This is a genomic window from Salinicola halimionae, from assembly GCF_003206065.1.
GTDB lineage: Bacteria > Pseudomonadota > Gammaproteobacteria > Pseudomonadales > Halomonadaceae > Salinicola > Salinicola halimionae.
In genome coordinates, this window is sequence record NZ_PZJQ01000002.1 from 310,001 (window position 1) to 336,720 (window position 26,720).

Sequence of the window (26,720 nt, forward strand, 5' to 3'; positions counted from 1 at the left end):
CCACACAGCGACGAGTTTTTCTTTCAGGCACACGACTTTTTCTTTCAAACACAAAAGAGGCGACGGATTTATGGAGAGCATTGGCGTAGGACCCTGGATTGCCATTGCGGTGGCCGTCGGTGCCATTGGCGTGCTGGTCGGCTACTGGCTGGGCACCAGGATGGGCGGGCACAACACCGAACCGATGCGCGAGCTCAACCGCGAACATAAAGTCTACAAGGAAGACGTGCGCGAACATTTCGAGCAGGTTTCCGCGACCATGACCCGAATGGTCGAGGACTACCGCGAGATGTACCAGCACGTCGCCAAAGGGGCCGAGAAGCTGGCCGACATGCATCACGAAACGGTGATCGAGCCGCCGCCCAAGCCCGAGGCGATCACTCAGGACCTGCACGAACCGGAGGCGTCTTCCGGGGTGTCTGACAAGGCATCCGACAAGCCGTCCGAAAAGATATCCAGCGCCGAGAAGCCGGCTGCCGGATCCGAGCACCGCGCGTCGCCGGGTGTCTCCGCCTCTCCCAGTGCTGCGACATCGCCAGGCGTTTCGGCCTCTCCAAACGCTTCGGCATCGTCAAGCGCTTCGGCATCATCGCCAGGCGTCTCGGCGTCGCCAAGCACCACTAGTGCTGACGTGAACGCTGGACACGCCAGCGACTCGAAAACGGCCGCGTCGGCTGCGTCCAGCACCTCCAGGCCTTCCTCGGAACGCCCGCAGGATGCGGCGATCCGTGCAGCCGCCGAGGATGCCGCCACCCAGCGTGGGCACTCTTCAGACAAGCGCTAAGCGCCCCGGCGGGGCTTGCCGGCTATGTTAAGCTGGCATGCTCTGTCCCATTCCCAGCAGCAGGCCCCGCACGGTACCCAATGGATGATGTCTCGGCACTAATCGACTCCCTCAACGCCAATCAGCGCGAGGCCGTCGCCGCGCCGCCCGGCAATATGCTGGTGCTGGCCGGCGCCGGTTCCGGCAAGACCCGGGTGCTGGTGCACCGCATCGCCTGGCTGATGCAGGCCGAAGGCGTCTCCCCCTACGCCATTCTGGCGGTGACCTTCACCAACAAGGCGGCCCGCGAGATGCGCACGCGTCTCGAGGCACTGCAGGGCGCTTCGCTGCGTAACATGTGGGTCGGCACCTTCCACTCCATCGCCCATCGCCTGCTGCGCACGCACTGGCACGACGCGCGGCTGCCCCAGCATTTCCAGATCATCGACAGCGACGATCAGCTGCGGCTGGTCAAGCGGCTGTTGCGGGATCACAACGTCGACGACGAGCGCTATCCGCCCAAGCAGGTGCAGTATTTCATCGGCGGCTGCAAGGAGGAGGGGCTGCGTCCACAGCAGGTGTCGACTCACGGCGACCCCTACATGGCCAAGATGGTCGAGCTCTACGAGCTCTATCAGTTGACCTGCGAGCGTGGCGGGCTGGTCGACTTCGGCGAACTGCTGCTGCGCAGCCTGGAGCTGCTGCGCGATACGCCGGCGCTGCTCAAGCATTATCGCGAACGTTTCGGGCACATTCTGGTCGACGAGTTCCAGGATACCAACACCCTGCAGTACGCCTGGTTGAAATTGCTGGCCGGCGCTGATGGCAATGGGGGGAGCGATGACGATCGCGCGGCCATGATAGTGGTCGGTGACGACGATCAGTCGATCTACGGCTGGCGCGGGGCCAAGGTCGAGAACATTCGCCGTTTCGAGAGCGAGTTCGCCAATACCCAGACCGTGCGCCTGGAGCAGAACTACCGCTCCACCAGCGTGATTCTGGATGCCGCCAATGCGCTGATCAGCCAGAACAGCGGGCGCATGGGCAAGGAGCTGTGGACCGATGGTGAGACCGGAGAGAAGATCTCGGTCTATGCCGGTTTCAACGACCTCGATGAGGCGCGCTTCATCGTCGATACCATCGGTGAGCAGTCGCGCAACGGTTTCTCTCGGCGCGAGATGGCGATTCTCTATCGTTCCAACGCCCAGTCACGTGTGATCGAGGAGGCGCTGATCCGCAGCGGCGTGCCGTATCGCATCTACGGTGGCCAGCGCTTCTACGAACGCCTCGAGATCAAGAACGCGCTGGCCTATCTGCGGCTGTTGCTCAATCGCGAGGACGACGCGTCGCTGGAACGGGTGATCAACGTGCCGCCACGCGGTATCGGCACGCGCACGGTGGAGATTCTGCGCCATCGCGCCAGAGACACCAATGTCTCGCTGTGGCAGGCGCTGCACGACAGCCTGAGCGATGGCACGCTCAAGGGGCGCGCGGGCAATGCGCTCAACGCTTTCGCCGAGCTGATCGAACGTCTCGACAACGACACCGCCGGGATGGCGCTGTACGAGATCATCGATCACGCCATTCAGATTTCGGGGCTGATCGAGCACCACCGCAGCGAGAAAGGCGAGAAGGGCCAGGCGCGAGTGGAGAACCTCGAGGAACTGATCAACGCGGCGCGTAACTTCTCGCAGAATGCTCAGGCCAACCCGATCGACCTGCAGGAGGTCGGCGAAGGCGCCGCGGCGCTGGAGCCGTTTCTGGCGGAGGCGGCGCTCAATGCGGGCGATCATGAAGCCGACGAGTTCGAGGACTGCGTTCAGATGATGACGCTGCACTCGGCCAAGGGGCTGGAATTCCCGGTGGTGTTCGTGGCCGGCATCGAGGAAGGCCTGTTTCCGCACAAGATGTCGCTGGAAGAGCCGGGGCGTCTCGAGGAAGAACGTCGACTCTGCTATGTCGGCATGACCCGCGCCATGCGCAAGCTCTATTTGACCTACGCCGAAATTCGCCGTCTGCACGGCCGCGAGACGATGGCGCGGCCGTCGCGCTTCCTGCGTGAAGTGCCCGAGGAGCTGCTCGAGGAAGTGCGTCTGCGCGGTCAGATATCGCGACCGGTGACGTCGCGACCGAATATGGGTCCGGCGCGTCAGCAGGGCGTCGAAGGCGGTGACGATCTGCCGTCTTTATCGCTCGGCCAGCGCGTCAGCCATCCGTTGTTCGGTGAAGGCGTGATTCTCGATGCTGAAGGCGAAGGGGCTCGTGCCCGGGTTCACGTCAGCTTCGAGGGTGAGGGTGACAAATGGCTGGTGTTGGGATTCGCCAAATTGACGCCGTTGTGAAACGGTCGTCGTGATCACCATTGGCGTCATGAGACTGCAACAATCCTGTGCCATCATCGCCAGTGCGTCTTAGCGCGCCTTTCATGATCGTGTTTTGCAACCCAGCTTCATGACTGCTTTACGACCCTGTTTCACGCCTCAGCGCCGGAGTCTTGCATGGATATCACCAGCGATACCCACAGTCAGCATATCTCGCAGCAGTTCAACCAGGACCTGGAAGCCATCAAGACGCAGCTGATGGCGATGGGTGGTCTGGTCGAGAAACAGCTCCAGGAGGCTCTGGCGGCATTGCTGGATGGCGATAGCCAGTTGGCGATACGAGTGCGCGATAACGATACCAGCGTCAACGACATGCAGCTCAAGATCGATGAGGAGTGCGTGCGGATTCTGGCGCGTCGTCAGCCCGCCGCTTCCGATCTGCGGTTGGTCATTGCGGTCATCCGGGCCACCAACGATCTCGAGCGCATGGGCGACGAAGCCAACAAGATCGCGCGTAATGCGCTCGATCTCATCGAGGCCGGGCGTATTCCTCAGGGTAGCGTCGAGATTCGTCACATCAGCGAGCATGTTGGCCACATGTTGCGTGATGCGCTGACCGCCTTTGCCCGTTTCGATACCGAACTGGCGTTGAAGGTGGTTCAGGAGGATGCCTCGGTGGATAGCGAATACACTACCGCCATGCGCTCGTTGGCGACCTTCATGATGGAAGACTCGCGCTCCATCGGCGGCGTCCTGAGCGTGATGACGGTGCTGCGGGCACTGGAGCGGATCGGCGATCACGCCGACAATCTCGCCGAACATGTCATCTATCTGGTCAAGGGACACGACATTCGCCATATCTCGAAGAAAGAGCTGGATCAGGAAGCTCTCCGCGGCACCAAACGCTGATCGCCAGCGTCGCGTTAACGCCACGCCGACAGGACTGTGTTAGCGTGGCGTTAACGCAACGTATTGTATGATCGGCGGATTTGGCATGATCTATTCCCTGCAAGCAATTCTCGACGGTACGCGCCTGGTTTTCGAACCCGGTCTGCGCCGCTTCGTCATCGGGCCCATCGTGGTCAACCTGCTGCTTTACGGCGGCACGCTTTTCTATCTCTTCGAGAACTTCGGCGGCTGGCTCGATTACGGCATGGGTCAGATACCCAGCTGGCTGACCTGGCTTGAGTGGCTGATCTGGCCGCTGCTGGTGATCGCGCTGGCATTGATCGTCTTCTTTACCTTTACGCTGGTTTCCAACCTGATCGCGGCGCCGTTCTACGGCTTTCTGGCCGAGAAAGTCGAAAGCCGGGTCACCGGGCGGCCGCCGAGCGACGAACGCGGCCTGATGAAAGCCGGTGTGGATGCGCTGGGTCGTGAGCTGGTCAAGCTGGGCTATATCCTGCCGCGGATGGCGGTGCTGTTTCTGCTGGGCTTCGTCCCCGGCCTGAATCTTTTCACGCCGTTTTTGTGGGCGGCGTTTTCGGCCTGGATGATGGCGGTTCAGTACCTCGATTACCCGATGGACAACAACCAGGTTGGCTTTACCGACATGCGTCGCCGTCTCCGCGCGCGCTGGTGGCCGACGCTCACCTACGGTGCCTGTATGTCGCTGGCGACCTGGGTGCCGGTGCTCAATCTGATTTTGTTGCCCGGCGGCGTCGCCGGCGGAGTGATGCTGTGGGATCGCTACTATCGTTCCCTGGTGCCAGCTACCCGCTGAAGACCGGGTGGTACGAGCGCGGCTGATGTCGAGCGGGGCAAGAAAAATGCCATCCGGGGTTGAAAGCGGCCGCCGGACACGCCATCTAAGAGAGGACGACACGGAGATTTTCCGAAGCCTCGAGGCCAACTCAGCCAAGGCCTCGGAAAATCTTTGAAAATCAAGGTGATTTATTATTGGAGCAGCATCGGACAGCGCTAGAGCTTGCTTGACACTGTGACCTGTTGCTCACTATTTTGATTCACCCGAGAGGCGCCCGCATTGGGCAACGCCTCCTCACGAAAGGGAGTTTTGATCATGGCTCATAGCTTACCGTCGCTACCCTATGCGTATGACGCGCTGGAACCCAAGATCGACGCAATGACGATGGAAATCCATCACACTCGTCACCATCAGACTTACGTCAACAACCTCAACGCTGCGCTGGAAGGCACGGGGCTCGAGGAGGTTCCGGTCGACAAGCTGATGGCGGACATCGAGAAGGTGCCGCAGGACAAGCGTCAGGCTGTCATCAACAATGGTGGCGGGCATGCCAACCATTCCCTGTTCTGGACCGTGATGTCCAAGGACGGTGGTGGCGAGCCGACCGGCAAAGTGGGCGAAGCCATCAGCAGCGAGCTTGGCGGCTACGACACTTTCAAGGAAGAGTTCAAGAAAGCTGCCACTGGCCGTTTCGGCAGCGGTTGGGCGTGGCTGGTCGTCACCCCCGAGAAAAAGCTCAAGGTCATCAACACCTTGAATCAGGATAGCCCGCTGATGGAAGGCCTGACGCCGATTCTCGGTCTGGACGTCTGGGAACACGCTTACTATCTGAAGTATCAGAACAAGCGTCCGGACTACATCGCTGCGTTCTATGACGTCATCGACTGGAATGAAGTCAACCGCCGCTATGCCGAAGCGACTGCCTGATAGTCAGCGCTGATCGTACCCGGTCAGCGCGGTAGTCTTCGAGATGCCCCTGGTTCGGATCAACCGAATCAGGGGCATCTCGCGTTGGTGCCCGACTTGGCATGGTTTCCCTCCTCAGCAGCTTTTCTGATAGGCTGACCGTGCTGGCGTCCTGCCGGCTCAGCTCCTCGATCCACCCTCGCGACGATCCGATACCATGACTGCACAACGCTGCGAAGCCACTCTGACGCTCACTGATGTAAATAATTTTCAATTGCGCCTGAGATCGTTTCTGGATGAGTACGACGTGGCCTATCGCAGCGACGAGCGCCAGGTAGCGATCGAATTGCCGGGGGGGGAGGCGCGCTTCTCGGTCAGTCGGGTCGGGCTGCATGTCGAAGCCGAGGCGGCGACGCGGGATGGGCTGGAAACGCTGCGCAGCATCATCGAACACTACGTGTCGCTATTTGCCGGCGAGAACGCGCTGCCACTGCACTGGCACGGCGATGTCGTGGCCGCCCCCACCTTTGCCAACTTTCGCGAGATGCGCGTGACGCGGATCGAGGACCTGAGCCCCAGCATTCGCCGGCTGACGTTGAGCGGCGAGAACCTGGCTCGTTTCGATCACCCGGAAGAGTGGCACGTCCGTCTACACTTCCCGCCGGTCGGCATCGAACGGCCGCAGTGGCCGCGCCCCACCGCGGAAGGCGGCACCCAGTGGCCGCCGGAAGATCAGCGCGCCGAGATCCGCTACTACACCATTCGTCGTCTGGACGTGGTCAGCGGTGAGGTCGAGATCGACTTTCTGCTGCATGACGCACCTGGGCCGGGCGGCGATTTCGCCCGCCGTGCCCGGTCGGGCGACATCTGTGGCATGGCCGGACCCTACGGTAGAGGTGTCGCGCCAGCGTCGCACTATCTGCTGGCGGGTGACGAGACCGCCATTCCCGCCATCACGCGATTGATGGAAATGCTGCCGGCCAGCGCCCATGTCGAAGCCTGGCTCGAGGTCGAATCGCCGGTCGATGCCCTCGAGCTATCGGTTCCCGATCACTGCGACGTCCGTTGGCGCTATCGCTGCCACGGCTACGCGCCCAGCGAGCAACTCGCTTCGGCGGTGGTCGAGTCGATGCCCGTGGCTCGCGACGATCTGTTCGTCTGGTTCGCCGGCGAGGCGGATGTCAGCCAGCGCCTGCGCAAGCGTCTCAAACAGGAATTCGGCCTGCAGAAAGGGCAGCATCTGGTGACGGGGTATTGGAAACGGGAAAGCGCCTGACGGAGACGCTCCCGCTTCGTTCAAGGCGTGCGTTCGAGTACGAGTAGCGGATCGATTCGGGTATCGAACCAGTTCATGCCCCAGTGCAGATGCGGTCCGGTAGCCCGGCCGGTCGCGCCTACCGCACCGATGACCTGGCCCTGTTCGACGCTGTCGCCGACTTTCACATCGATCCGCGAGAGGTGCAGAAAGTTGGAGCTGATACCGTAACCATGGTCGAGCAGTATCGTGCCGCCGGTCAGATAGAGATCGTCGGCAAAGGTGATCACGCCGCTGGCCGGCGCTTTGACCGGCGTGCCTTTGGCGGCAGCAATGTCCATCCCCGAGTGCGCCGACCCCGGCGTGCCGTTATAGACGCGCTGGTTGCCGAAGCGCCCGCTGATGCGGCCCTCGACCGGCCAGATGAACGTCTGGGCGAAACCCACCCGATCGTCGTTACGCGCGCGTTCGGCGCTGACGGCGGCCTGCTCGTGCTGGATACGCTGGGCGATCTCCGGTAGCGGCGAGACGGTCTTGGGCGGTACACCGTCGATGCGCTCGATCGGCCAATCCCGAGGCGTGACCGCGACCGACATCTGACGACTCCGCCCGTCGGGGGTGGTGATATCGACGGTCTCGGTGCCGCTGGCATCCCGGCCCACACCGAACACCACGGTGCCATAGCCGGTGACGCGCAGATCATGTCCCGCCGTCGCCACCTGACTGCCTGGCGGAACGCGGCCGATCACCATCGAGCCTTGCTGAACGCTGTCGGGGAAGGTGATCGGGATGGTATCGATACGAACGGTGTCGGCACGAACGATGTCGGCACGAACGATGTCGGCACAAACACTGCCCATGGCGCATGACAGCAGCAGGGTAGAGACAATGACACCGACAAGTCGGTGCCATGAGGGGAGAAAAGGGATTGTCGGCAGGATTGTCGGCACCGGGTGGAACTCCGTATCGCTGGATGCCGCCACCATAACCCGATGCCCCGGTGGGGGAAACGGCAGCGGCAACGAGCGGAGGCTCCCTAGAAAGATTCCCAGTCGTCGTTATCGTTCGGCGTTGTCCGACTTGCCGAGGTCGAGGCCGGTGTCTGGGGCGAGGCCAGTTTCTGCGGCGAGGCCATTGTCGGCGCTGATGCTGACGACCCTGGCGTCCGATAGCGGGCGACCAGATCGTCGTACTCGACGTTGGCGACCTTGAACCCGGCCAACGCCTGTTCCAGCGTCACCACCTGCGTATTGAGCGTGGCGGCGGCGGCAGAAGCCTGTTGCACCAGCGAGGCGTTCTGTTGCGTCACCTGATCCATCTGCACCACCGCCTCGTTGACCTGGTCGATCCCGTTGGACTGCTCGCCGGAAGCCACCGAGATCTCTTCGATCAGATCTGTCATGCGTGCCACGGACTGGACGACGCGACGAATGGTGTCACCTGCCGTCGCCACGATCTCGGAACCGGCATCGATCTTGCGGTTGGAGGCATCGATCAGCCCCCGAATCTCGCGGGAGGCGTCGGCGCTGCGGCTGGCCAGCGTACGCACTTCATTGGCGACCACGGCGAAGCCCCGTCCCTGCTCGCCGGCCCGCGCGGCTTCCACCGAGGCATTGAGCGCCAGGATATTGGTCTGGAAGGCGATCGAGTCGATGACGCCGACGATCTCGGTGACCTGTCGCGAGCTGTCGGTAATGCCCTGCATGGTCGAGACGACCTGATCCATCATCTCGCCGCCTTCCGCGGCAGTGGTGCGCGCCTCACCGGCCAGACCGCTGGCCTGGCGGGCGTTATCGGCGTTCTGGCGTACGGTCTGGGTCAGCTCTTCCATGCTGGAGGCGGTTTCGCCGATGGACGCGGCCTGCTGCTCGGTACGTGCTGCCAGATCCTGGTTGCCGTTATGAATCTGGCCTACCCCGACGGTAATGGTGGACGAAGCGTAACGAATATTACCCATCGATTCGGCCAGATGCCGGCGCATGCCCTCGATCGCGGAGAGCAGGCTGCGGTCGTCGCCTGACTTCACGTTCAGCGAGGTGGTGAGATCGCCTTCGGCCATGATCTTGACCGCATCACGAGCCTGACGCGGATCGCCACCGAGATCACCCAGCACATTGCGGATGATCCAACCCATGATCAGCGTGATGATCGCGCCGATGATACCGGCAATGAGGCTCATCTTGAGCACGCCGGTCCAGAATGCCTGCTGGATATCGCTGATGTAGACGTTGGCCGCGAGATACCAGTCCCACTCGGGGACGTAGCGCACGTAGTTGATTCGGGACACGTCTTCGCCGTCGGCATTGGTGGAAACGTACTCCAGCGTGTCGTCGGCGGGGGAATCCGCCACGGCCTTGAGTTCGCGATAGAAATAGACCCCCTTGTCATCGCGGAACCCGCTCATGTCGGTGCCGATCTCGCGCTTGGGGTGATAGACCAGGTGAATGTCGCTGTCGAAGGCATAGACATAGCTGCCGTCGAGGTCCAGCGCCGAGAGGTTCTTACGTGCGAAGCCTTTTGCAGCTTCTTCGGAAAATTCGCCGCTGTCGGCGCGTTCGACATAGCGCTCGACCAGGGTCTGGGCGCTGGTCACGAAGCTCTTGAGGCTGTTGATACGCTCGGTCATCAGCGTGTCGCGTTTTTCCAGGGCCATCCAGCCCACCAGAATCAGCATGCCCAGCCACATCAGGCCGACCGTAATCCAGAGTTTTTGCCGCATCGTCATCGGGGGGAATGTCCTTTTTCTCGCAACGGGCGAATCATATAGAGGATTGGATTAATGCAATCGCATTCTCTATCGGCCGACGACGATGAAGATTGAGAAAAGGCACTGAGAAAAGGGACCAAGAAAAAATTGTCGAGAAGGTCAGGAAATGTGGGTTCAGGTCCGGATGTCGGACATGCCGGGCACCGGCTGCGATGGCGTGGCCGGTGGCGTCAGACGCGCCGCTGGAAACACGCAGCGAAAGCGCGCGCCGAGGCCGGGGCGGCTGACGATCTCCAGCGTGGCATCGTGACGGAGCAGCACGTGCTTGACGATGGCCAGACCCAGGCCGGTACCGCCGGTAGCGGCGCTACGCCCCTTGTCGACGCGATAGAAGCGCTCGGTCAGCCGCGGGATATGAACGGGGTCGAAGCCGTCACCATTGTCTTCGACTTCGATGGCAGCGCCGTCGTGCCACGGTTTCCAGCGCAGGGTGATGGTACTGCCCTCGGGCGTGTAGCGCACGGCGTTGAACACCAGGTTGGAGACGGCACTCCGGATCTCCTTGGTATTGGCCACGAGCTGCCGCGGCTCCTCGATCTCGAGTAATAACGAGTGGCGACCGGTGCTCAGTTCTCGGGCATCGGCGACGATGCCGTCGAGCAACGTCGACACGTTCAGCGTATCGCGATCGTTGTCGGGACTATCGATCTCCAGTCGCGAAAGCAGCAGTAGATCCTCGACCAGATTCTGCATCCGCATGGTCTGTGACTGCATCTGGCCGAATCCCCGCTGCCAGCGTTCGGGAAGCTGGTCGGCATGATCCGAATAGGTCTCGAGATAGCCGGCCAGGACCGTCAGCGGCGTACGCAGTTCATGAGAGACGTTGGCGACGAAGTCTCGGCGCATCATCTCGAGCTGGTGCAGCCGGGTCACGTCACGCGCCATCAGCAGACGTTCGTTGTCGCCGAACAGGGTGAGATGAAACTGCAGGGTGCGGTTGGCTTGAAGCGGAGACGGAATCAGCAGTGGCTCGCCGTAATCACCTGCTTCGAAATAGCTGATGAAGCGTGGATCACGCAGAAAGTTGGCGATGGGCTGGCCGCGATCGTGATCGGGCTGCAGGCCCAGCATATCGCTGGCAGCGCTATTCCACCAGTCGAGGTCGCCGCGGGAATCGAGCATCACCACGCTATCGCGCATCGCCTCGCAGGAGTCCTGAATTCGCCGCAGGATATCGCGCAGACGCCCCTGTAGTTGGGTCTGGGCTTTCTGGTAGCTGTACAGCCGGTCGAATAGATCGCCCCACACGCCAGTGCCCGGCGGCGGTGCTTCGCGGGGGTTCTTCAATAGCCAGACGTAGAGCATGCGCACGTGGCGCAGATGCAGAAACACGTAGAGCCCGAGACCGGCGGCCAGCCCCCAGCCGAGCCCGGCGACCAGGTTGTCGCCCAGCTCGCCGAGCAGTAACCCCATCGCGCCGAGCCCGAACAGCATGTAGCCGAGGCGCCACAGTTCGTTGATCCAGTAGCGCACGTTCTACTTCACTCCCGGGTCGAGAAACGGTAACCGGTGCCGCGCACGGTCTGGACCAGATGCTGATGCGCTTCACCCAGGGCTTTGCGTAGACGACGGATGTGCACGTCGACAGTACGCTCTTCCACGTAGACGTTGCCGCCCCAGACCTGGTCCAGCAGCTGACTGCGAGTGTAGGCGCGCTCCTGATGGGTCATGAAGAACTGCAGCAGGCGATATTCGGTGGGGCCGATTTCCAGTGCGCCGCCGTGGGAGGTGACGCGATGACTGGAAGGATCGAGACGCAGCCCGTCGACCTCGACCGCCTCCTCGATGCCCGGCGGCGTGGCCCTGCGCAGTACGGCCTTGAGTCGGGCGACGAGCTCGCGGGGTGAAAACGGCTTGGTGATGTAGTCGTCGGCGCCGGCTTCCAGCCCCTGCACCTTGTTGTCCTCCTCACCCTTGGCGGTGAGCAGGATGATAGGCATCTCGGCGGTGGCTTCCTCGCGCTTCAGCCGACGGGCCAGTTCGATGCCGCTGGTACCGGGCATCATCCAGTCGAGCAGGATGAGGTCGGGCTTCTGGTCCAGCGCCATGGCGTGGCCGGTCTGGGCGTTTTCCGCCTCCAGCACGCGGTAGTCGGCCATTTCCAGGGCGATGGCGATCATTTCTCGGATCGGTGCTTCGTCGTCAACGATGAGTACGGTCTTGGAGCTCATGCGCATGCCTCGAGTGAGCCGCCGGATAACCATGCCGCGTGAGGCGAATGGCACGCTAGGTGATGGCTTCCGGCCGTGACAGAACGGTGACGATTACATCGTGAAAATATGACAGCGATATGACAGGGGCGCCAGTCGTCTCGATCTTGGCGAGTCAGGCGGGGGGCCACAGAGTGAGCGCCAGTCCTGCAAACAGCACCAGCCCGGACCAAAAATTATTGAGAAAGGCGCGGAAACAGGCGTCGCGCGCGCGTTCGCGGATCAGCCATTGCTGATAGACGAAAGTCGCTGCCATCGCTGCTAACCCCAGCCAGAAAAATCCGCCCAGTAGGGTCTGCTGTACGCCGACCCAGGCCAGCAGGATCAGCGTCAACAGCTGCAGCAGGCCGATGATCCGCTTGTCCCACTGTCCGAACAGGCGCGCCGTGGATTTGATCCCGATCTTGATGTCGTCATCGCGATCGACCATTGCATACTGGGTGTCGTAGGCCACGGTCCAGGCAACGTTGGCGACCAGCAGCAGCCAGGCTTCCAGCGGCACCTCGCGACTGACCGCCATGAACGCCATGGGAATGCTCCACGAGAACGCCATGCCCAGCACCACCTGGGGCAAATGGGTATAGCGCTTCATGAACGGATAGATCGCCGCCAACGCGACGCCGACGAAGGAGAGCAGTACGGTGGCGAGATTGGTCAGGCAGACCAGCAAGAAAGCCAGCACCACGAGGCCCGCGAACAGGATCTTGGCTTCCTTCTCGCTGATTCGCCCGGTCGCCAGCGGGCGTTCCTTGGTGCGTTTGACGTGGCCGTCGAGGTGTCGGTCGGCATAGTCGTTGACCACGCAGCCGGCGGCACGCATCAGATAGACCCCAAGCACGAAGATGATCAGCGTGGCACGATCCGGCAGACCGTCGGCGGCCAGCCACAGCGCCCACAGCGTCGGCCACATCAGCAGCCAGGTGCCGATCGGCTTGTCCAGGCGCGTCAGTCGCAGGAAGTCAGGCAGACGCGCCAGTCCGCGGGGGTGCGCGGACGACTCGTCTTCGCCGCGGGGACGGGCAGGAGGGGAACCGGCGCTGAGCATACGAATCTCCGAAACGGCAAAGCCTGAAAAATCGCCAATGACTTTACTGCAACTGCGGCTTCGCTTCGAGGAGTGGATGCCTCGTTCAGCTCAGGGGGAGTCCCAGATCCTCGGCCATTTCACGCCGAAAACACTCCTGAACCAGCAGCTGAATGCCGCCGTGGCGAAAGCGTGAGCGCCGCAGCCACGGCCCCTCTCCTCCGGGCGATACCCGCGCCACCTCGATCGGTTCGCGCGCGAGGTCCGGCTGGGCGAACAGCCAGCTGCCCAGCGAACGCTCCCCCAACGTGCGCAGACGGCGGCAGCCGATGCGATCCAGCGGTGCAATCGAGCGTGCCGCAACCCAGGGCCGGTTGCCGCTCATCAGCATCACCTCGCGGACCCAGGCGACTCGGGTGGCGTCCAGGCCCAACGTCTGACATTCGTCGCGCCGCGGTCGCTCGACGCCCTGATGTACCAGCTTGACCCGAAAAGGACGGGCGGAGGCCGCGATCAGCCGCGCCGTCAACGAGTCGGTCGAGGCCACCCACTGCCACCAGGCGGCGCTCATCTCGGGGCGCTGAGCGGCGGCCGGTGTCCAGTGAACCCAGCGCCAGGATTGCTCGGCGGGTGAGAGGGCATGGCAGTGACAGGCTGGGGGCACGCGAAACGACTCCATGTAAAGCACCATGAAAAGACACCCTGGGAAGTGCCAGCAGCCGCGTGGCGACGCGGTCGGGAGGCCGCGTAGTGTACCATGGCGCTTCGAGACGACCGACCGAACGAGCTCCCGTAATGCGTCAATTCGATCTTGCTTCAGCGCCACTCACGATCATCGGTACCGGGATGGCGGGTTTGAACCTGGCCCGGGCGGTTCGGAGCCGCGATCCCCGGCGGGCGATCACCCTGATCAGCGCCGATAGCGGCGACGAGTACGCCAAGCCGCTGCTTTCCAGTGCCTTCACCAAGCGCCAGACCGCCTCGGCGCTGGTTGTTCGCGATGCCGTAGGCATTGCCGAGTCGCTGAACGTGCAGCTTCGCACCCATACTCTCGTGGATGCGATCGACACGGGCCGTCGTTGCCTGCATATCGGCGCTGAAACGCTGCCCTACGGCCAACTGGTGCTGGCGACCGGCGCCGCGCCCTGGCAGCCGTTCGACGTTGATCCGGCACTGCGGAATCGGGTCTTCCAGGTCAACGATCTCGACGACTATCGACGCTTGCGGGATGTGCTGGATCGCCATCCCGAGCGTCAGGCTCGTATCGCCATCATCGGCGCCGGGCTTGTGGGCTGCGAATTTGCCAATGATCTGCACGCCGGCGGCCATCGGGTAGCCCTGGTCGCGCCCGAAACGGCGCCTTTGCCTCGTCTGTTACCCCCGCCGCTGGGGCGGGCGTTGGGTGACGCTTTCAAGGAAGCAGGCATTCGCGGCGTTTTCGAGCGTCAGACGACGGCGCTTAATGACAACGGCGAAGGCGTGACGCTGACGCTCAACGATGGCGAGACGCTGGAGGCGGATCTTGTCCTGATCGCGACGGGCCTGCGCGCTCGCACGGGGTTGGCCGAGGCCGCGGGTTTGGCGGTCTCGTCGGCCGGAATCCTTACCGATCGCATCCTGGCCACCAGCGACCCGAGTATCCATGCATTGGGCGACGTGGCCTGCGTCGATGGGCTTGGTACTCGCCCCGACGGCGGCTTGAATGCCATGTACGTGCAGCCGCTGCAGGCCAGCGCCAAGGCGCTGGCGGCCACCTTGACCGGTACGCCGACGCCGGTGAGCTACGGTGCCTGGCCGGTAATGGTCAAGACGCCGCTGCTGCCGATTGCTGCTCTGCCACCGCGAGAGCCGCCACACCACTGGCGGATCGAGGGAGAAGCCAGCGATTTCAGCGCTTTGGCCGAGGACGAGAACGGCCGTCTGCTGGGGTTTGCGCTCACTGGACGCTGTGTTCGTCGTAAAGTCGAACTGGCGCGAGCGGCCCCCCCGTTGCTAGGCTAGCCTCGGTGGCTGCGGGTATGTCAGCCATGAATCGTTACCTGATGCTGGACAAACCGCGCCCCGAGCTGCTTATTATGCGTTCGGAGGGCGTCCCGTCCTCATCGAGAACAACAACTCGTTTCCAATGCGAGGCGTGTGTCAGGTGACGCCATTGCCAAATTAGGAGGGCTCTATGCGTAAGCCAGAACTCGCTGCGGCGATTGCCGAGCGTGCGGATCTTTCGAAAGACAAGGCCAGTCAGGTATTGAACGTCATCCTCGACGAGATTACCGGTACGGTTTCCAAAGGTAGCGATGTCACGTTGATCGGTTTCGGTTCATTCACGGTTCGCGAGCGTGCCGCACGAACGGGCAAAAACCCGCAGACGGGCAAGCCGTTGGACATTCCGGCCAGCAAGACCGTGGCTTTCAAGCCGGGTAAAGCTCTCAAGGACGCCGTCAGCAAGTAATTCGGGTTCCGGATTCTTGAGCGCTCATCGACCGATGAGCGAAACGATAGCCGGTCCGTCGCAAGCTGGCGGGTCGGCATTTTTCCGCGATATTCCCCAATCATGTTCGATTCGTGCGAGGTAGCATGAAGCTCAAGTTGATGCTCTGGTGGCTTGGCGTGATGCTCAAGCGTGCGCGTTCGCGCAAGGCTGCTTTTCGCGACACGTTGGAAAAACTTCAGCGATTCGACTGGGGCGTCGCGACAGAAGACCTCTCGATTGCCCGTCACTATCGGATGAGCCCGAACGCCATTCACACCGACACCGGTCTGCCGGTGGATCTGGCGCTGGAACTGCGTTTCCGCGATGCCGAGAGTGCCACGCGCTTTTTGCGCAAACCCTCCCAGCGTGCTTTCCGCGAAGGCCTGTTCAACGGTCGGTTGCGATTGGTGGGGGACTCCCGCGATCTCGAGCGACTCCAGAGTTTACTCAAGCATCTTTGATTTCGAGCCACGACCACCAAGCCGGCAACGTCCCTGTCGCCGGTCGATGATGTCCTGGTCGGTATCACTGCAGCCGTACGCTGGGTAGATCGAACACCAGTACCTCGGCATCCTTTCCGTTTTCCAGCGTCACGCCGGGCTCATCCACGAGCATCAGGGCGTCGCCTCCCTCGAGGTCCTGACCGTTGACCGCAACGCTACCCTTGACGACATGCACGTAGCTCTGGCGACCGTCTGCCAGCGGTAGCTCCGCGCGCTCGTCGCCATCCAGCAGCGAGGCGTAGATAAAGGCATCCTGCTGCAGTTGCAGCGAGCCATCGTGGCCGTCCGGGGAGAGAATCAGACACAGCTTGCCGCGCTTGTCGGCGTCCGTGAAATCCTTCTCGGCATAGTTCGGCGTCAGGCCACGCTCGCTGGGGAACAGCCAGATCTGCAGGAAATGCACCGGTTCGCTAGCGGAATGATTGAATTCGCTATGCTCGACGCCGCTGCCGGTGGTCATGATCTGCACCCGCCCCGGGCCGATCGAGGAGCCGTTGCCCAGCGTGTCCTTGTGGCCCAGCTCGCCGCTCAGTACGTAGGAGAAAATCTCCATGTCCTGATGACCGTGCTGGCCGAAGCCTTGCCCGGGGGCAACGCGATCCTCGTTGATCACTCGCAGCACGCTGAAGTGCACGTGCTTGGGGTCGTGATAGCCGGCGAAAGAGAACGAGTGATAGCTCTTGAGCCAGCCGTGATCGGCATGACCGCGTTCGTTGCTACGTCGAATCGTCAACATGGCCTGTCTCCCTTCTTGAGGCGCTCCTGGATTCAGCTCGAGCGCGATGGAGTCAGTTTATCGCCTAAATAATCGAACAAAAGTGCGTTTTTGCGCATGCTTAAGTGCATAAAATCGAAATATCCCCAACATGAGATTCGATTTCGACGTGCCACTCAAGGGGCCCTCTGCATCGCTTCGGCCAGTTCTCCTACCAGTGCCAATGCCGCTTCTATCCCCTGATCCGTGAGCCGCTCGACCAGCGCGCTACCCACCACGACGGCATCGGCGATGGCGGCGATGGCCGCTGCCGTATCGCCATCACGCACGCCAAAGCCGACGGCGATGGGCAGGGGCGTTTGTCGCTTGAGATCGCAGAGCGAGTCGCCTAACGAGGCCGCGATATCGAGACGCTGACTGCCGGTGACGCCGTTGAACGCGATGCGATAGACGAAACCGTCGCCCTGGGCGAGCAATGCCGGCAGCCGTTCGAGCGGCGTGGTCGGCGCCACCAGCGGGATGCGCGCCAGGCCTAGATCGCGCGCCCTGGCGGTCAGCGCGGCCCCGTGCTCCAACGGTAGGTCGACCAGAATCAGGCCGTCGACGCCCGCCTCGGCGGCCGCTTGCAGAAAACGCTCCTCGCCGAAGCGCTGGATCGGATTGAGATAGCCCATCAGCACGATCGGCGTGTCGGCGTCGCCTTCACGGAAGTCGCGCACCATATCCAGCGTGCGGACCAGCGTCTGACCGTTCGCCAGGGCACGCTGGCCGGCGCGCTGAATCGCCACGCCGTCGGCCATCGGATCGCTGAACGGCATGCCCAGCTCGATGATGTCCGCCCCCGCCTTAGGTAGGCGCTCGAGCAGCTGGCGGGACTGTTCGAGATCGGGATCGCCGGCCATGACGTAAGTGACCAATGCCGCTCGCTGTTCTTCACGCAGCGCCGCAAAACGTCGCGTCAGACGGGAATCGGTATTCAACGTCTCGGTATTCAAAGGCATCGCACTCATGTTTCGGCCTCCTCGGGCATCAGGTGACGGGTGATGGTGTCCATGTCCTTGTCGCCGCGGCCGCTCAGGCAGACCACGATGACCCGATCGACGCTTTGTTCTGCCGCCAGCCGGCCCGCTTCATGTAGAGCGTGAGCGGACTCTAGCGCCGGCAGAATCCCCTCCAGCCGGCAGCAGAGGCCGACGGCTGCCAGCGCCTCATTGTCGGTAACCGCGACGTAGCTTGCCCGACCGCTGTCGTGCAGATAGGCGTGCTCCGGCCCGATGCCCGGATAGTCGAGGCCAGCGGAGATCGAGTGGGCGTCGAGGATCTGGCCGTGATCGTCCTGCAGCAGATAGGTGCGATTGCCGTGCAGAATGCCGGGAGAGCCGCCGTTGAGACTGGCGGCATGGCGCCCGCTCTCCAGCCCTTCGCCGGCCGCTTCCACACCGATCATCGCGACGTCGTCATCGAGGAAGGCGTGAAACAGCCCCATGGCGTTGGAGCCGCCGCCGACGCAGGCGACCAGCGTGTCCGGCAGACGACCCTGCGTCGCCAGCAGTTGCTCGCGCGTCTCGACGCCGATCACCGACTGGAAGTCCCGTACCATGCGCGGGTAGGGCGCCGGGCCTGCCACGGTGCCGATGATGTAGAAGGTATCGTCGACGTTGGCGACCCAGTCACGCAGCGCCTCGTTCATGGCATCCTTGAGCGTCGCCGTACCGCTGTGAACGGGAACGATCTCGGCACCCAACAGGTGCATGCGCTGGACATTGGGCTGCTGGCGCTCGATGTCTGTCGCGCCCATGTAGATCACGCAGGGCAGGCCGAGTCGAGCCGCCACCGTTGCGACGGCGACGCCGTGCATGCCGGCGCCGGTCTCGGCGATCAGCCGCTGGCGGCCCATGCGTTGTGCCAGTAGCGCCTGGCCCAGCGCATTGTTGATCTTGTGCGCGCCGGTGTGGTTCAGATCCTCGCGCTTGAGATAGATTTTCGCACCGCCGAAGTGCTCGGTTAGACGCTCGGCGAAGTAAAGCGGCGTGGCGCGGCCGACGTAATCGCGCTGCAGTTCCTCCAGACGCGCTTGAAAGGCCGTATCGACCCGCGCTGCGTCATAGGCGGCTTCGATCTCGCCGATCAGCGGCATCAGCGTTTCCGCGACGTAGCGTCCGCCGTAGCCTTGCTGGGGCTGATTGTCGTCGCCGTCATTCGGGCTGGCGCCGAAAAAGCCATTCTCGTCGGGAAGGTCCGTCATTATCGAGCTCATCAGTCATTTCCTGTCAGTCGATTCGATGACGTCAGATTAGGCTGGCAGCGCAATACGGAAAATCGATAAACTCTCCTCATCATGTGAGTAAAACTCACCTATGGATGGAGCTGGAATGGTCACACTGCCTTCCCTCAACGCGCTGCGCGCGTTCGAAGCCACGGCCCGCCTGGGTAGCGTCAGCGCCGCCGCGCGCGAGTTGAACGTCACTCATGGTGCGGTGAGTAGGCAGCTGCGAACGCTGGAGCACCATTTCGGCGTCGATCTGTTCGAGAAGGCCGGACGCGGCCTCGCATTGACGGATCACGGCCGGGCGCTGTATCCCTCAGTGGGTGAAGCTTTCTCACAGTTGATCGAAGGCTGCACGACGCTGGCGCGTCGTCTCGACGAGGCGCCTTTCACGCTGGCCTGCCCGGGAAGCCTGCTGGCGCGCTGGCTGATTCCGCGACTTGATCGGCTCAATGCCGATCTGCCGGATTTGCGCCTGCGAACGGTTTCCAGCGAACACGAGCTCGATCCGCGCCGCGAGGATGTCGACGCCACATTGCGCTTCGCCGCCCCGCCGTGGCCCGACGATATGACGGTGATTCCGCTGACGCCGGAGCGGATCGTTGCCGTGGCTTCGCCCAAGGTCTGGACGACGGCGTCGAGAGAGTCGCCCCAGGCCATGCTCGAACGCCTCACGCTGCTGGATACGGCGTCACGCCCGCAGGCGTGGCCAGAGTGGGCAGCGGCCATGGGGGTCGATGACGCGACGTTGACCGCCGCGCGCGCCGAGGGCCGCAGTTTCGAACATCTCTACTATCTGCTGGAGGCCGCGCTGGCGGGGTTGGGGGTCGCCATTGCGCCGCATGTTCTGGTGGCAGCCGAGCTGGATCAGGAGCGGCTGATCGCGCCGTGGCCCGCGATCGACACCGCCGCCTCGCTGGGGCTGTGGCTGGCACCTCGCGTCGATATCCGACGCGGCGAGCGCCTCGCCGAGTGGCTGCGACGCGAGCTGGGCCGCGGTGTCAGAGTCGGTGAAGAGCCACTGCAGGACGATCAGCGGTCGGCAGTATCCTCGCGGGACGCGGCGCGCTGACGATAGAGTTCGCTGGCGCGGGTAAGGTGGTCGCGCATCGCCTGCTCTGCGGCATCGGGATCGTTGTCGGCCAGGCAATCGACGATCTGATGATGCTCGCGAAGGGAGACGTCCTCGGCGCCGCGAAAACTGACGATGCCGAGATGATAGTCCTTCAGCCAGTGCAGCATGGCGCGAGCCGTCGCCGAAAAGATCGGATTGCCGGTCATGTCGGCGATGGCGCTGTGAAAGGCCATGTCGCATTCGATGAAGACGTCGCCATGCCGACTCTGCTGCATCTCGTCGATCAGCTGGCGTAGTTTGTCGATATCGTCGGCCGTGGCTCGCGTTGCGGCCATCCGGACCATGCCGGCCTCGAAGAATACTCGGGCCTGCTTGAGGTGGTCGATGTTCTCGGCGTCGTCGTCGAGCAGAAAGCGGGCCGTAGTATCGAACTGGGAGATCATCGAGTGCACGGTGACTTCGCTGATCCGCGCTCGTTCGCCGTGATGGATGGTGATCCTGCCCATCGAGGCCAGCTGCTGCATGGCTTCGCGAATCGCCGGTCTGCCCACACCGTAGAGCCCCATCAGCTCACGCTCGGGCGGCAACTGATCGCCGGGTTGCAGCTTCTGTGACTGGATCAGCGTCAGCAAGCGTTCCAGTACTTCTTCCGATAACTTGCGCCGCCGAATCGGCGCCGTCGCAGTGTCGTTCATGGAATATCCTGTCTTCGCCGTCAAATGGCCGCCGGGTCTCGCATCTCGAAGCCTAGAATAGTCGCTTCGGTGATCCGCGGGATAGCCGTTCTCCCAAACGCGACGGCTAGCGGCCCCAGCGTTCGGGGATGACGGTGTGATGCGACGCTGCCGCGCGATAGGCGGCTTCGACCAGTGCCAGCGTATTGAAATTGTCTTCGCCGCAGGTTTCGACCGGGCGATGTTGGCGCCGCGCCTGCAGCCAGTCGGCCTGGAAGGCGAGCACGCTGGCCTGGATCGGCACCCACGGCGCTTCGCTCCACGCCGGCGGTTCGGGGCTGACATCGCGAACCTCACGCTGGCCGTCGACGTCATGGATCTCCAGTACGAAATCCTGACGCAGGCGCAGTGAACCCTGCTCGCCGTCGATCTCGATCAGGCTCTGCGGAAAGGGATCATCGGCGAGGTGTGTGGCGTAGCTGCAATCCACCACCGCCGTGACGCCGTTGGCGTGGCGCAGCATCAGGGTGGCGACGTCTTCGCCGTTGATGGCAGGGTTGACCCGCGCGGTCTCGCAGCTGAGCCGGTCCACTTCGCCGAACAGGGCACGAGCGATATCGAGCACGTGGATGCCCAGATCCTCGATGATGAAGCGCTCGACACGAGCCAGATAGGGTTGTGCCTTGTAGACGTCGAAGCCGCTTCGATAGCTGATGCGGCCGAAGAACGGGCGGCCGATCTCGCCATCGCGCAGAGCCTCGATCGTCCGGCGTACGGCCTGCTGCCAGCGGAAGTTCTCGTGAATGCTGAGACTGACGCCCCGCTGGGTGCAGTATTCGATCAGCCGGCGCGCTGTCTCCAGCGAACCGGCGAACGGCTTCTGACACAGGATATCGACGCCGCGATCGGCGGCCAGCGGCACCAGCGCGGCATGAGCCGAGGTGGTGGTGGCGATATCGACGAAATCCAGCCCTGGGTCTGCGGAATCGGCGAGTGCCTCGAACATCGCTTCAGCATCGGTGTATGTCGCTTCGATGCCGAAGCGATCCTGAAAATGCGCCAGCCGTTGAGGATCGCGATCGCACAGCGCCACGATCTTAACGCCCGGTAGCTCCTGCCACGCCCGCATCTGGTTCTCGGCAAAGAAGCCGCAGCCGATCAACGCGCCCCGTAAGTCCCGTGCGGCCTGTCGCTCGCTCATTTCACTTCCTCTCCGCCAAGTCTGCCGGTTGATGCATTAAATCGGCTTGTCGAGATCATGTCATCATACCAAAGGTCGAATGGTCTCCTGCCTGAAAACCGCCATCATCGAATTGGCCGCCTTGCTGGACGGCGAGAAACCATTCGATCGAGGAGGCGTGGGTGAGCGTGGATGAAGCCTTGGCAGTCAGGCGATATGGAACGCCAGTCGCCGAACCCGAGTTGCGACGGTTCGAGGTCGGGGCGTGGTCGTTCGCCTGGCAGGCGGGCGCCGTGCGGTGGCTGCACGTTGGCGATATCGAGATCGTTCGCGGCGTCGCTGCCGTACTGCGCGATCCGCAGTGGGGGACTTACGCACCCATCGTCGACGACGAGCGGATCGACCTGTCGCGCCGACACGCCAACCTCCGGCAGGTCTTCCATCTGGCGGGTGAGCGCGGCGAGGGGCCACTGCTGTGCGGCGAGATTGATGTCGAGGCCGCCGAGCGCCAGCTCCGCGTGGCGCTGACTCTAACGGCAGTCGCTGACTTCGAGACCGCGCGTAGCGGTTTGAGCGTGCTGTTGCCACTGGCGGGTGTAGCCGGATCGCAGGTCCGGGTCCTCCATACGAATAACCGTCAGGAAACGATACTGCTGCCAAGCTCGATCAGTCCGTCGCAGCCGCTGTTCGACATCCGCCAACTGCGCTTCTCTCCGGCGCCCGGAGTGGATACCCGGCTCGATTTCGAGGGCGACGTGTTCGAGATGGAAGATCAGCGCAACTGGTCCGACGCCTCCTTCAAGGTCTACAACCGACCGCTGGCCTGGCCGGCACCTTACGTGCTCGAGGCGGGCGAGACGTTGATGCAGCGCGTCACGGTCTCTCTAGCCGAACAAGAAAAAACGGATCGAGATGGAGCCGAATCATGACCGCCGACACTGTGACGATCAGCTGGGGCGAGTTCACCTCGAGAACCTTGCCGGCCATCGGCTGCGGTGTATGGCTGGACAGGATGTCGGATCTGGAACGCATCGCTCGCCAGCTCGATGACGTCGCGCCACGACACCTGGACGTGCTGCTCGATCTGCGCGATACACGGGCCGTGCCGAGGCTGGTCGAGCTAATAACCCTCGCCGACGATCGCAATGTGGCGGTCTGGCTCTATGCGATCTGCGAGGATGAGAAGCCGGCCCGTTCGCTATCGTCGTTAGCGCGGGCGTTCGCGCGGATGGCGAATCCGCCGGCGGGCGTGCTGCTGACGCCGGCGGCCTATCTCAAGAGCTACCAACCGAACGGTGTCTGGCCGTCGAGCGCATCGCCGAGCGTGGCCCTGGCGGCGGCGCGTGAACGCTGGCCGGACATGGCGCTGGGCGGCGGTGTGCCGACCTACTTCACCGAACTCAATCGCTGCCGCCCCGATCCGGCCGCGATCGATTTCATCACCCATGCCGTCTCGCCCATCGTTCACGCGGCGGATGATCGCTCGGTGATGGAGACACTGGAGAGCATCCCGGCCATCGTGGCTTCCTCCCGGGCCTTGGCCCCCGGTGTGCCCTACCGAATCACCACTACCGCCATTGGTGCCTGGACCAATCCGTATGGCGAGTGTCTCACGCCCAATGACGGCACTCAGCGCGTGACGCTCAGCGAGAACGATCCCCGTCAGCGGGGTCAGTTCGCGGCCGCGTGGGCCGTCGGGTTCGTGATTCGAGCGGCTATCGCCGGTGCCGATTCGCTGACGCTTTCGTCACTCGGCCCGCCGTTCGATGTCGGCGACGCGCCCGGCTACCCCGTGCGTCACGTGATTGCCGGCCTGGCCCGCTCGACAGGGCGACCGCTGCGGCAACTGAAGCTCGACGGTGCCGAGCTGGCGGCACTGGCCTGGCAGACCGAATCACCAGCAGTCAGCGAAGTCTGGATCGCCAATCTGACAGCCGAGGGCGTGGTGTTGCGCCTGAAGGATGTCAGTATCGTCGAGCTGGCGCTGCTCGATGCCCACGATGATGGTTTTCGCCCGCGACCGGATGCACTTGTCCGGCTCAGGGCGGGAGACACAGAAAGCCTGGCAGGGTTCGCGATTCTCAAACTTCACGTGCAGAACCTGGCGTAACGGGTCGCGCACGACCTCCGCCGACGAGGATCTTCCGATTCTGAGGTGGCTCTAAGACGTTTGCCGTATTGTCTCAGTGGTATGATGACCTGATGATCCTATCACTGATGCGACGGGTTGGCATCAGCAGCAATGAGCCCGTCGCTCTGACAACCCCTTGCACGAGCAGGAGTGGGAGCAACCATGCGGATTGGATTGAGTACCTACGCGTTCTTCTGGCGGGGGGCGGAGCGAGCCGATACCCCGATGACGCTGGAGACGATGCTCGAGGAGACGGCGGCGCTCGGCGGCGATGTCTTCCAGATCTGTGACTATCCGGCGATCGAAACCTTCGACGATGGGCGGCTGGCGCAACTGCGCGCCCAGGCCGAGCGTCTCGGCATCCGGCTTGAGCTCGGCACCAAGGGTGTGGCGCCGGATCACCTCGATCACTATCTCGATATCGGCGAGCGGCTCGGCGTTTCTCTGCTGCGCAGCATGCTGTATCGCGATGCCGATCGGCCTTCGAAAGAGGAGGCGATTCGGCGACTGACGTCTGTCCTGCCAAGACTGCGACGACAGCACGTCACCCTGGCGCTGGAAACCTACGAGCAGGTCGCCGTCGAGGATCTGATGACCGTCGTCGAATCTCTCGATGACTCGCACATCGGCGTGTGTCTCGATCCGGCCAATTGTGTCGCCGCGCTGGAGTTGCCCGAAGCGGTGATCGCGCGCACGGCGGATCGCGTGGTCAATCTGCACGTCAAGGATTTCCATTTCACCCGCGCCCCCGGCTGGGTCGGCTTCCAGCTCATCGGCTGCCCGCTGGGACAAGGGCAACTGCCGTTCGACGCCATGATGCGTCGCGTCGATCCGACATCACGCGGACTTTCTCAGGTCATCGAGCACTGGCTGCCTTGGCAGACGGATGCGGCGACGACCTGCCGTCTGGAGTCCGAATGGACCCGACACAACCTGAACTTTCTGAGGAGTCACACAGCATGACGCAACCTTATCGATCGATCGTACTGGTGGGTGCTGGCGGCAAGATGGGCATGCGCATTTCGGCCAATCTGGCCCGCAGCGACTTCAACGTGCACTACTGCGAGAACGCCACGGAGGGCCAGCAACGCGTCCGCGATGCCGGCCGCGAGTTGTCGTCCATCGATGACGTCATCGCCGGCTGCGATCTGCTGATTCTGGCGGTGCCGGATATCGTGCTGGGCAAGGTCTCCGAGGCGCTGATGCCACAGATGAAAGCTGGCGCGACCCTGCTGACGCTGGATCCGGCTGCGGCCTACGCCAACTTGCTGTATTCGCGCGAAGACATTCACTACGCCGTGGCGCATCCGTGCCATCCGTCGGTTTTCCTCGAACGCTATACGGAGGAAGAACACGCCGATGCCTTCGGCGGCGTGGCGGCGACTCAGTCCGTCGCCGCGGCGTTCGAAAGCGGCAGCGACGCGCAACGGGCGGCGCTGGAGGCGGTGATCCGTGTGATGTACGCCCCGGTAGACGACGTACACTGGATCACCGTGACTCAGCTGGCCTATCTCGAACCGACGCTGGTCGAGACCGTCACCTGCATGCTGGGTACCTTCATGAAAGAGGCGCTGGACGAGACCGTCGCACGCACCGGCGTGCCACAGAAAGCGGCCGAGGCGATGCTCTACGGCCATATCCAGATCGCGTTGGCGGTGGCGTTTCGCAGCACCAACCCGTTCTCGGACGCCTGCATGATCGCGATCGACTATGGGCGCGAAAGCATTCTGCGTGAAGACTGGAAGAAGATTTTCGAGCAGTCGGAGCTCGATAAAGTCATCGCACGGATGCTGAAGATCGATCACGTCCACCGCGACGAACCCACGCTTGCCCCCACGAGGTGAGTGGATCCATTAGCGGCGCTGCTGCTTCGCCTGCATCCGCTCCATGGCGCGACGATAGGAGCCGTTGCGCACCGCCCAGCGCACCACCGGGGCGATGGTGCGGATGCCGGCGCGTACGGTATGACGCTCGAGACTCGACATCTCGAGACCGAGCAGTGTCGCTGCCCAGGATGGCAATAGATCGATGCCCGCGCGCATGAACAGCGCCCCGGCGGGGCGGATGATCGGGCTGGGTGGCAGCGCGTGCAGCAGTACATCGATGACGTCGCGCGTCCGCGAATCGCAGACCAGATAGCGGCGCTGGTTTTCCAGATAGACATCGATGGCCGCTCGGCTCTTGGGAACGTTCCGTGCGCCTAGCGCCTCGGCGACGCGGGCGGTTTCGGCGAAGTAGCGATCCTGGTCGGCAAGACTTAGGCCGGGATTGCGATAGCGCCGATGTGCGGCGAGAAAGCGGCTCATCTCGGCGACGTGAACCCATACCAGCAGGTCGGGGTCATTGGCAGCATACGGCGTGCCGTCGGCGGTGTGCCCGCTGACGCCATCGTGGACCCGGCGCACCCGTTCGAGGATGCGCTCGGCATCGTCGCGGGAGCCGAAGGTGGTGACGGCGATGAACTGGCTGGTGCGGCGCAACCGGCCGATCATGTCCTGACGGAAGTTGGAGTGATCCCAGATGCCCGCCAGCGCCAGCGGATGCAGCATCTGCAGCAGCAACGCGCTGACACCGCCGCACATCATCGGCGTGAATTCGCCATGAACTTTCCACGCCACGGTCTCCGGCCCGAACAGACCCGGGTCGCCCTTGGGCTGGGTATAGTCCACGCCACCCAGCGTGCGCCCGGTCAGATGGCTGATGCGATTTTCGATGGCGTCGCGTAGGGAGATCATTGTCATCAGGGTCAATTCAT

The 26,720-nt window shown here is 62.9% G+C and carries 26 protein-coding genes; 14 read left to right on the forward strand and 12 right to left on the reverse strand.

All coding sequences use genetic code 11. The annotated features are described in order from the left end of the window. Nucleotides 1-70: 70 nt before the first annotated feature. From DOM27_RS01915 to DOM27_RS01940, 6 genes are all read left to right on the forward strand, one after another. A complete protein-coding gene (locus DOM27_RS01915; protein ID WP_110654370.1) occupies nt 71-784 on the forward strand; it encodes a ZapG family protein in 714 nt (237 codons plus the stop codon). Between the two features lie 80 nt (nt 785-864). After that, on the forward strand, nt 865-3,105 hold the full coding sequence (gene uvrD / locus DOM27_RS01920; RefSeq protein WP_110654371.1) for a DNA helicase II: 2,241 nt from the start codon (nt 865-867) through the stop codon (nt 3,103-3,105). A 156-nt stretch (nt 3,106-3,261) separates the two neighbouring features. Beyond that, nucleotides 3,262-3,993: a phosphate signaling complex protein PhoU gene (gene phoU, locus DOM27_RS01925; RefSeq protein WP_110654372.1), complete on the forward strand. Its 732-nt coding sequence runs from the start codon at nt 3,262-3,264 to the stop codon at nt 3,991-3,993. Between the two features lie 85 nt (nt 3,994-4,078). After that, a complete protein-coding gene (cysZ, locus tag DOM27_RS01930) occupies nt 4,079-4,807 on the forward strand; it encodes a sulfate transporter CysZ (protein WP_110654900.1) in 729 nt (242 codons plus the stop codon). Between the two features lie 297 nt (nt 4,808-5,104). Next, nucleotides 5,105-5,716 carry a superoxide dismutase gene (locus DOM27_RS01935; protein WP_110654373.1) on the forward strand — a complete coding sequence of 204 codons (612 nt, stop codon included), beginning with the start codon at nt 5,105-5,107 and terminating at the stop codon, nt 5,714-5,716. Between the two features lie 196 nt (nt 5,717-5,912). Further along, entirely contained in the window at nt 5,913-6,971 is a 1,059-nt protein-coding gene (locus DOM27_RS01940) for a siderophore-interacting protein (protein WP_110654374.1), read from the forward strand. Nucleotides 6,972-6,991: 20 nt separating this feature from the next. On the opposite strand, the gene DOM27_RS01945 is transcribed toward DOM27_RS01940, so the two are convergent. From DOM27_RS01945 to DOM27_RS01970, 6 genes are all read right to left on the reverse strand, one after another. Then, entirely contained in the window at nt 6,992-7,972 is a 981-nt protein-coding gene (locus DOM27_RS01945; RefSeq protein ID WP_245392550.1) for a M23 family metallopeptidase, read from the reverse strand. 14 nt (nt 7,973-7,986) lie between these two features. Next, entirely contained in the window at nt 7,987-9,675 is a 1,689-nt protein-coding gene (locus DOM27_RS01950) for a methyl-accepting chemotaxis protein (protein WP_245392551.1), read from the reverse strand. Nucleotides 9,676-9,831: 156 nt separating this feature from the next. After that, the gene (phoR, locus tag DOM27_RS01955) at nt 9,832-11,190 is read right to left on the reverse strand and encodes a phosphate regulon sensor histidine kinase PhoR (RefSeq protein ID WP_110654376.1); all 1,359 of its coding nucleotides are present in this window, start codon (nt 11,188-11,190) and stop codon (nt 9,832-9,834) included. Nucleotides 11,191-11,198: 8 nt separating this feature from the next. After that, nucleotides 11,199-11,888 carry a phosphate regulon transcriptional regulator PhoB gene (gene phoB, locus DOM27_RS01960; RefSeq protein ID WP_110654377.1) on the reverse strand — a complete coding sequence of 230 codons (690 nt, stop codon included), beginning with the start codon at nt 11,886-11,888 and terminating at the stop codon, nt 11,199-11,201. A gap of 154 nt (nt 11,889-12,042) precedes the next feature. Next, a complete protein-coding gene (ubiA, locus tag DOM27_RS01965; RefSeq protein WP_110654378.1) occupies nt 12,043-12,972 on the reverse strand; it encodes a 4-hydroxybenzoate octaprenyltransferase in 930 nt (309 codons plus the stop codon). 85 nt (nt 12,973-13,057) lie between these two features. Further along, the gene (locus tag DOM27_RS01970) at nt 13,058-13,615 is read right to left on the reverse strand and encodes a chorismate--pyruvate lyase family protein (RefSeq protein WP_245392552.1); all 558 of its coding nucleotides are present in this window, start codon (nt 13,613-13,615) and stop codon (nt 13,058-13,060) included. A gap of 131 nt (nt 13,616-13,746) precedes the next feature. Here DOM27_RS01970 and DOM27_RS01975 point away from each other — a divergent pair, with 131 nt between their 5' ends. The 3 genes from DOM27_RS01975 to DOM27_RS01985 all read left to right on the forward strand — a co-directional run bounded on the left by DOM27_RS01975 (nt 13,747) and on the right by DOM27_RS01985 (nt 15,882). Continuing rightward, nucleotides 13,747-14,952 carry an FAD-dependent oxidoreductase gene (locus tag DOM27_RS01975; protein ID WP_110654379.1) on the forward strand — a complete coding sequence of 402 codons (1,206 nt, stop codon included), beginning with the start codon at nt 13,747-13,749 and terminating at the stop codon, nt 14,950-14,952. Nucleotides 14,953-15,124: 172 nt separating this feature from the next. Beyond that, nucleotides 15,125-15,400, forward strand: coding sequence for an HU family DNA-binding protein (locus tag DOM27_RS01980; protein ID WP_071230476.1), 276 nt, complete (start codon nt 15,125-15,127; stop codon nt 15,398-15,400). Between the two features lie 125 nt (nt 15,401-15,525). After that, nucleotides 15,526-15,882, forward strand: coding sequence for a hypothetical protein (locus tag DOM27_RS01985; RefSeq protein ID WP_110654380.1), 357 nt, complete (start codon nt 15,526-15,528; stop codon nt 15,880-15,882). 64 nt (nt 15,883-15,946) lie between these two features. Here DOM27_RS01985 and DOM27_RS01990 read toward each other — a convergent pair whose 3' ends face one another. From DOM27_RS01990 to trpB, 3 genes are all read right to left on the reverse strand, one after another. Continuing rightward, entirely contained in the window at nt 15,947-16,660 is a 714-nt protein-coding gene (locus DOM27_RS01990; protein WP_110654381.1) for a pirin family protein, read from the reverse strand. Between the two features lie 155 nt (nt 16,661-16,815). Further along, nucleotides 16,816-17,649, reverse strand: coding sequence for a tryptophan synthase subunit alpha (gene trpA / locus DOM27_RS01995; protein ID WP_110654382.1), 834 nt, complete (start codon nt 17,647-17,649; stop codon nt 16,816-16,818). Next, entirely contained in the window at nt 17,646-18,896 is a 1,251-nt protein-coding gene (trpB, locus tag DOM27_RS02000) for a tryptophan synthase subunit beta (protein WP_110654383.1), read from the reverse strand. Before trpB ends, trpA begins: the two co-directional genes overlap by 4 nt. 115 nt (nt 18,897-19,011) lie before the next feature. Here trpB and DOM27_RS02005 point away from each other — a divergent pair, with 115 nt between their 5' ends. Then, nucleotides 19,012-19,977: a LysR family transcriptional regulator gene (locus DOM27_RS02005; protein WP_110654384.1), complete on the forward strand. Its 966-nt coding sequence runs from the start codon at nt 19,012-19,014 to the stop codon at nt 19,975-19,977. Here the strand turns inward: DOM27_RS02005 and nanR are convergent. Next, nucleotides 19,938-20,675 (reverse strand): transcriptional regulator NanR, encoded by a 738-nt coding sequence (nanR, locus tag DOM27_RS02010; RefSeq protein WP_110654385.1) that lies wholly within the window; start codon nt 20,673-20,675, stop codon nt 19,938-19,940. The two genes, DOM27_RS02005 and nanR, sit on opposite strands and share 40 nt — an antisense overlap. A 106-nt stretch (nt 20,676-20,781) precedes the next feature. Then, the gene (locus DOM27_RS02015) at nt 20,782-21,855 is read right to left on the reverse strand and encodes a Gfo/Idh/MocA family protein (RefSeq protein ID WP_110654386.1); all 1,074 of its coding nucleotides are present in this window, start codon (nt 21,853-21,855) and stop codon (nt 20,782-20,784) included. Nucleotides 21,856-22,016: 161 nt separating this feature from the next. On the opposite strand from DOM27_RS02015, the gene DOM27_RS02020 reads away from it, so the two are divergent. The 4 genes from DOM27_RS02020 (at nt 22,017) to DOM27_RS02035 (ending at nt 25,809) form a co-directional block, all read left to right on the forward strand. Then, nucleotides 22,017-22,763: a D-apionate lactonase family protein gene (locus DOM27_RS02020; protein ID WP_110654387.1), complete on the forward strand. Its 747-nt coding sequence runs from the start codon at nt 22,017-22,019 to the stop codon at nt 22,761-22,763. Further along, the gene (locus DOM27_RS02025; RefSeq protein WP_110654388.1) at nt 22,760-23,944 is read left to right on the forward strand and encodes a D-apionate lactonase family protein; all 1,185 of its coding nucleotides are present in this window, start codon (nt 22,760-22,762) and stop codon (nt 23,942-23,944) included. The genes DOM27_RS02020 and DOM27_RS02025 overlap by 4 nt, the downstream gene beginning before the upstream one ends. Before the next feature lie 183 nt (nt 23,945-24,127). Beyond that, nucleotides 24,128-24,928, forward strand: coding sequence for a sugar phosphate isomerase/epimerase family protein (locus DOM27_RS02030; protein WP_110654389.1), 801 nt, complete (start codon nt 24,128-24,130; stop codon nt 24,926-24,928). After that, entirely contained in the window at nt 24,925-25,809 is an 885-nt protein-coding gene (locus DOM27_RS02035; RefSeq protein WP_110654390.1) for a phosphogluconate dehydrogenase C-terminal domain-containing protein, read from the forward strand. The genes DOM27_RS02030 and DOM27_RS02035 overlap by 4 nt, the downstream gene beginning before the upstream one ends. 9 nt (nt 25,810-25,818) lie before the next feature. On the opposite strand, the gene DOM27_RS02040 is transcribed toward DOM27_RS02035, so the two are convergent. Beyond that, a complete protein-coding gene (locus DOM27_RS02040) occupies nt 25,819-26,706 on the reverse strand; it encodes an oxygenase MpaB family protein (RefSeq protein ID WP_245392553.1) in 888 nt (295 codons plus the stop codon). Nucleotides 26,707-26,720: the final 14 nt, after the last annotated feature.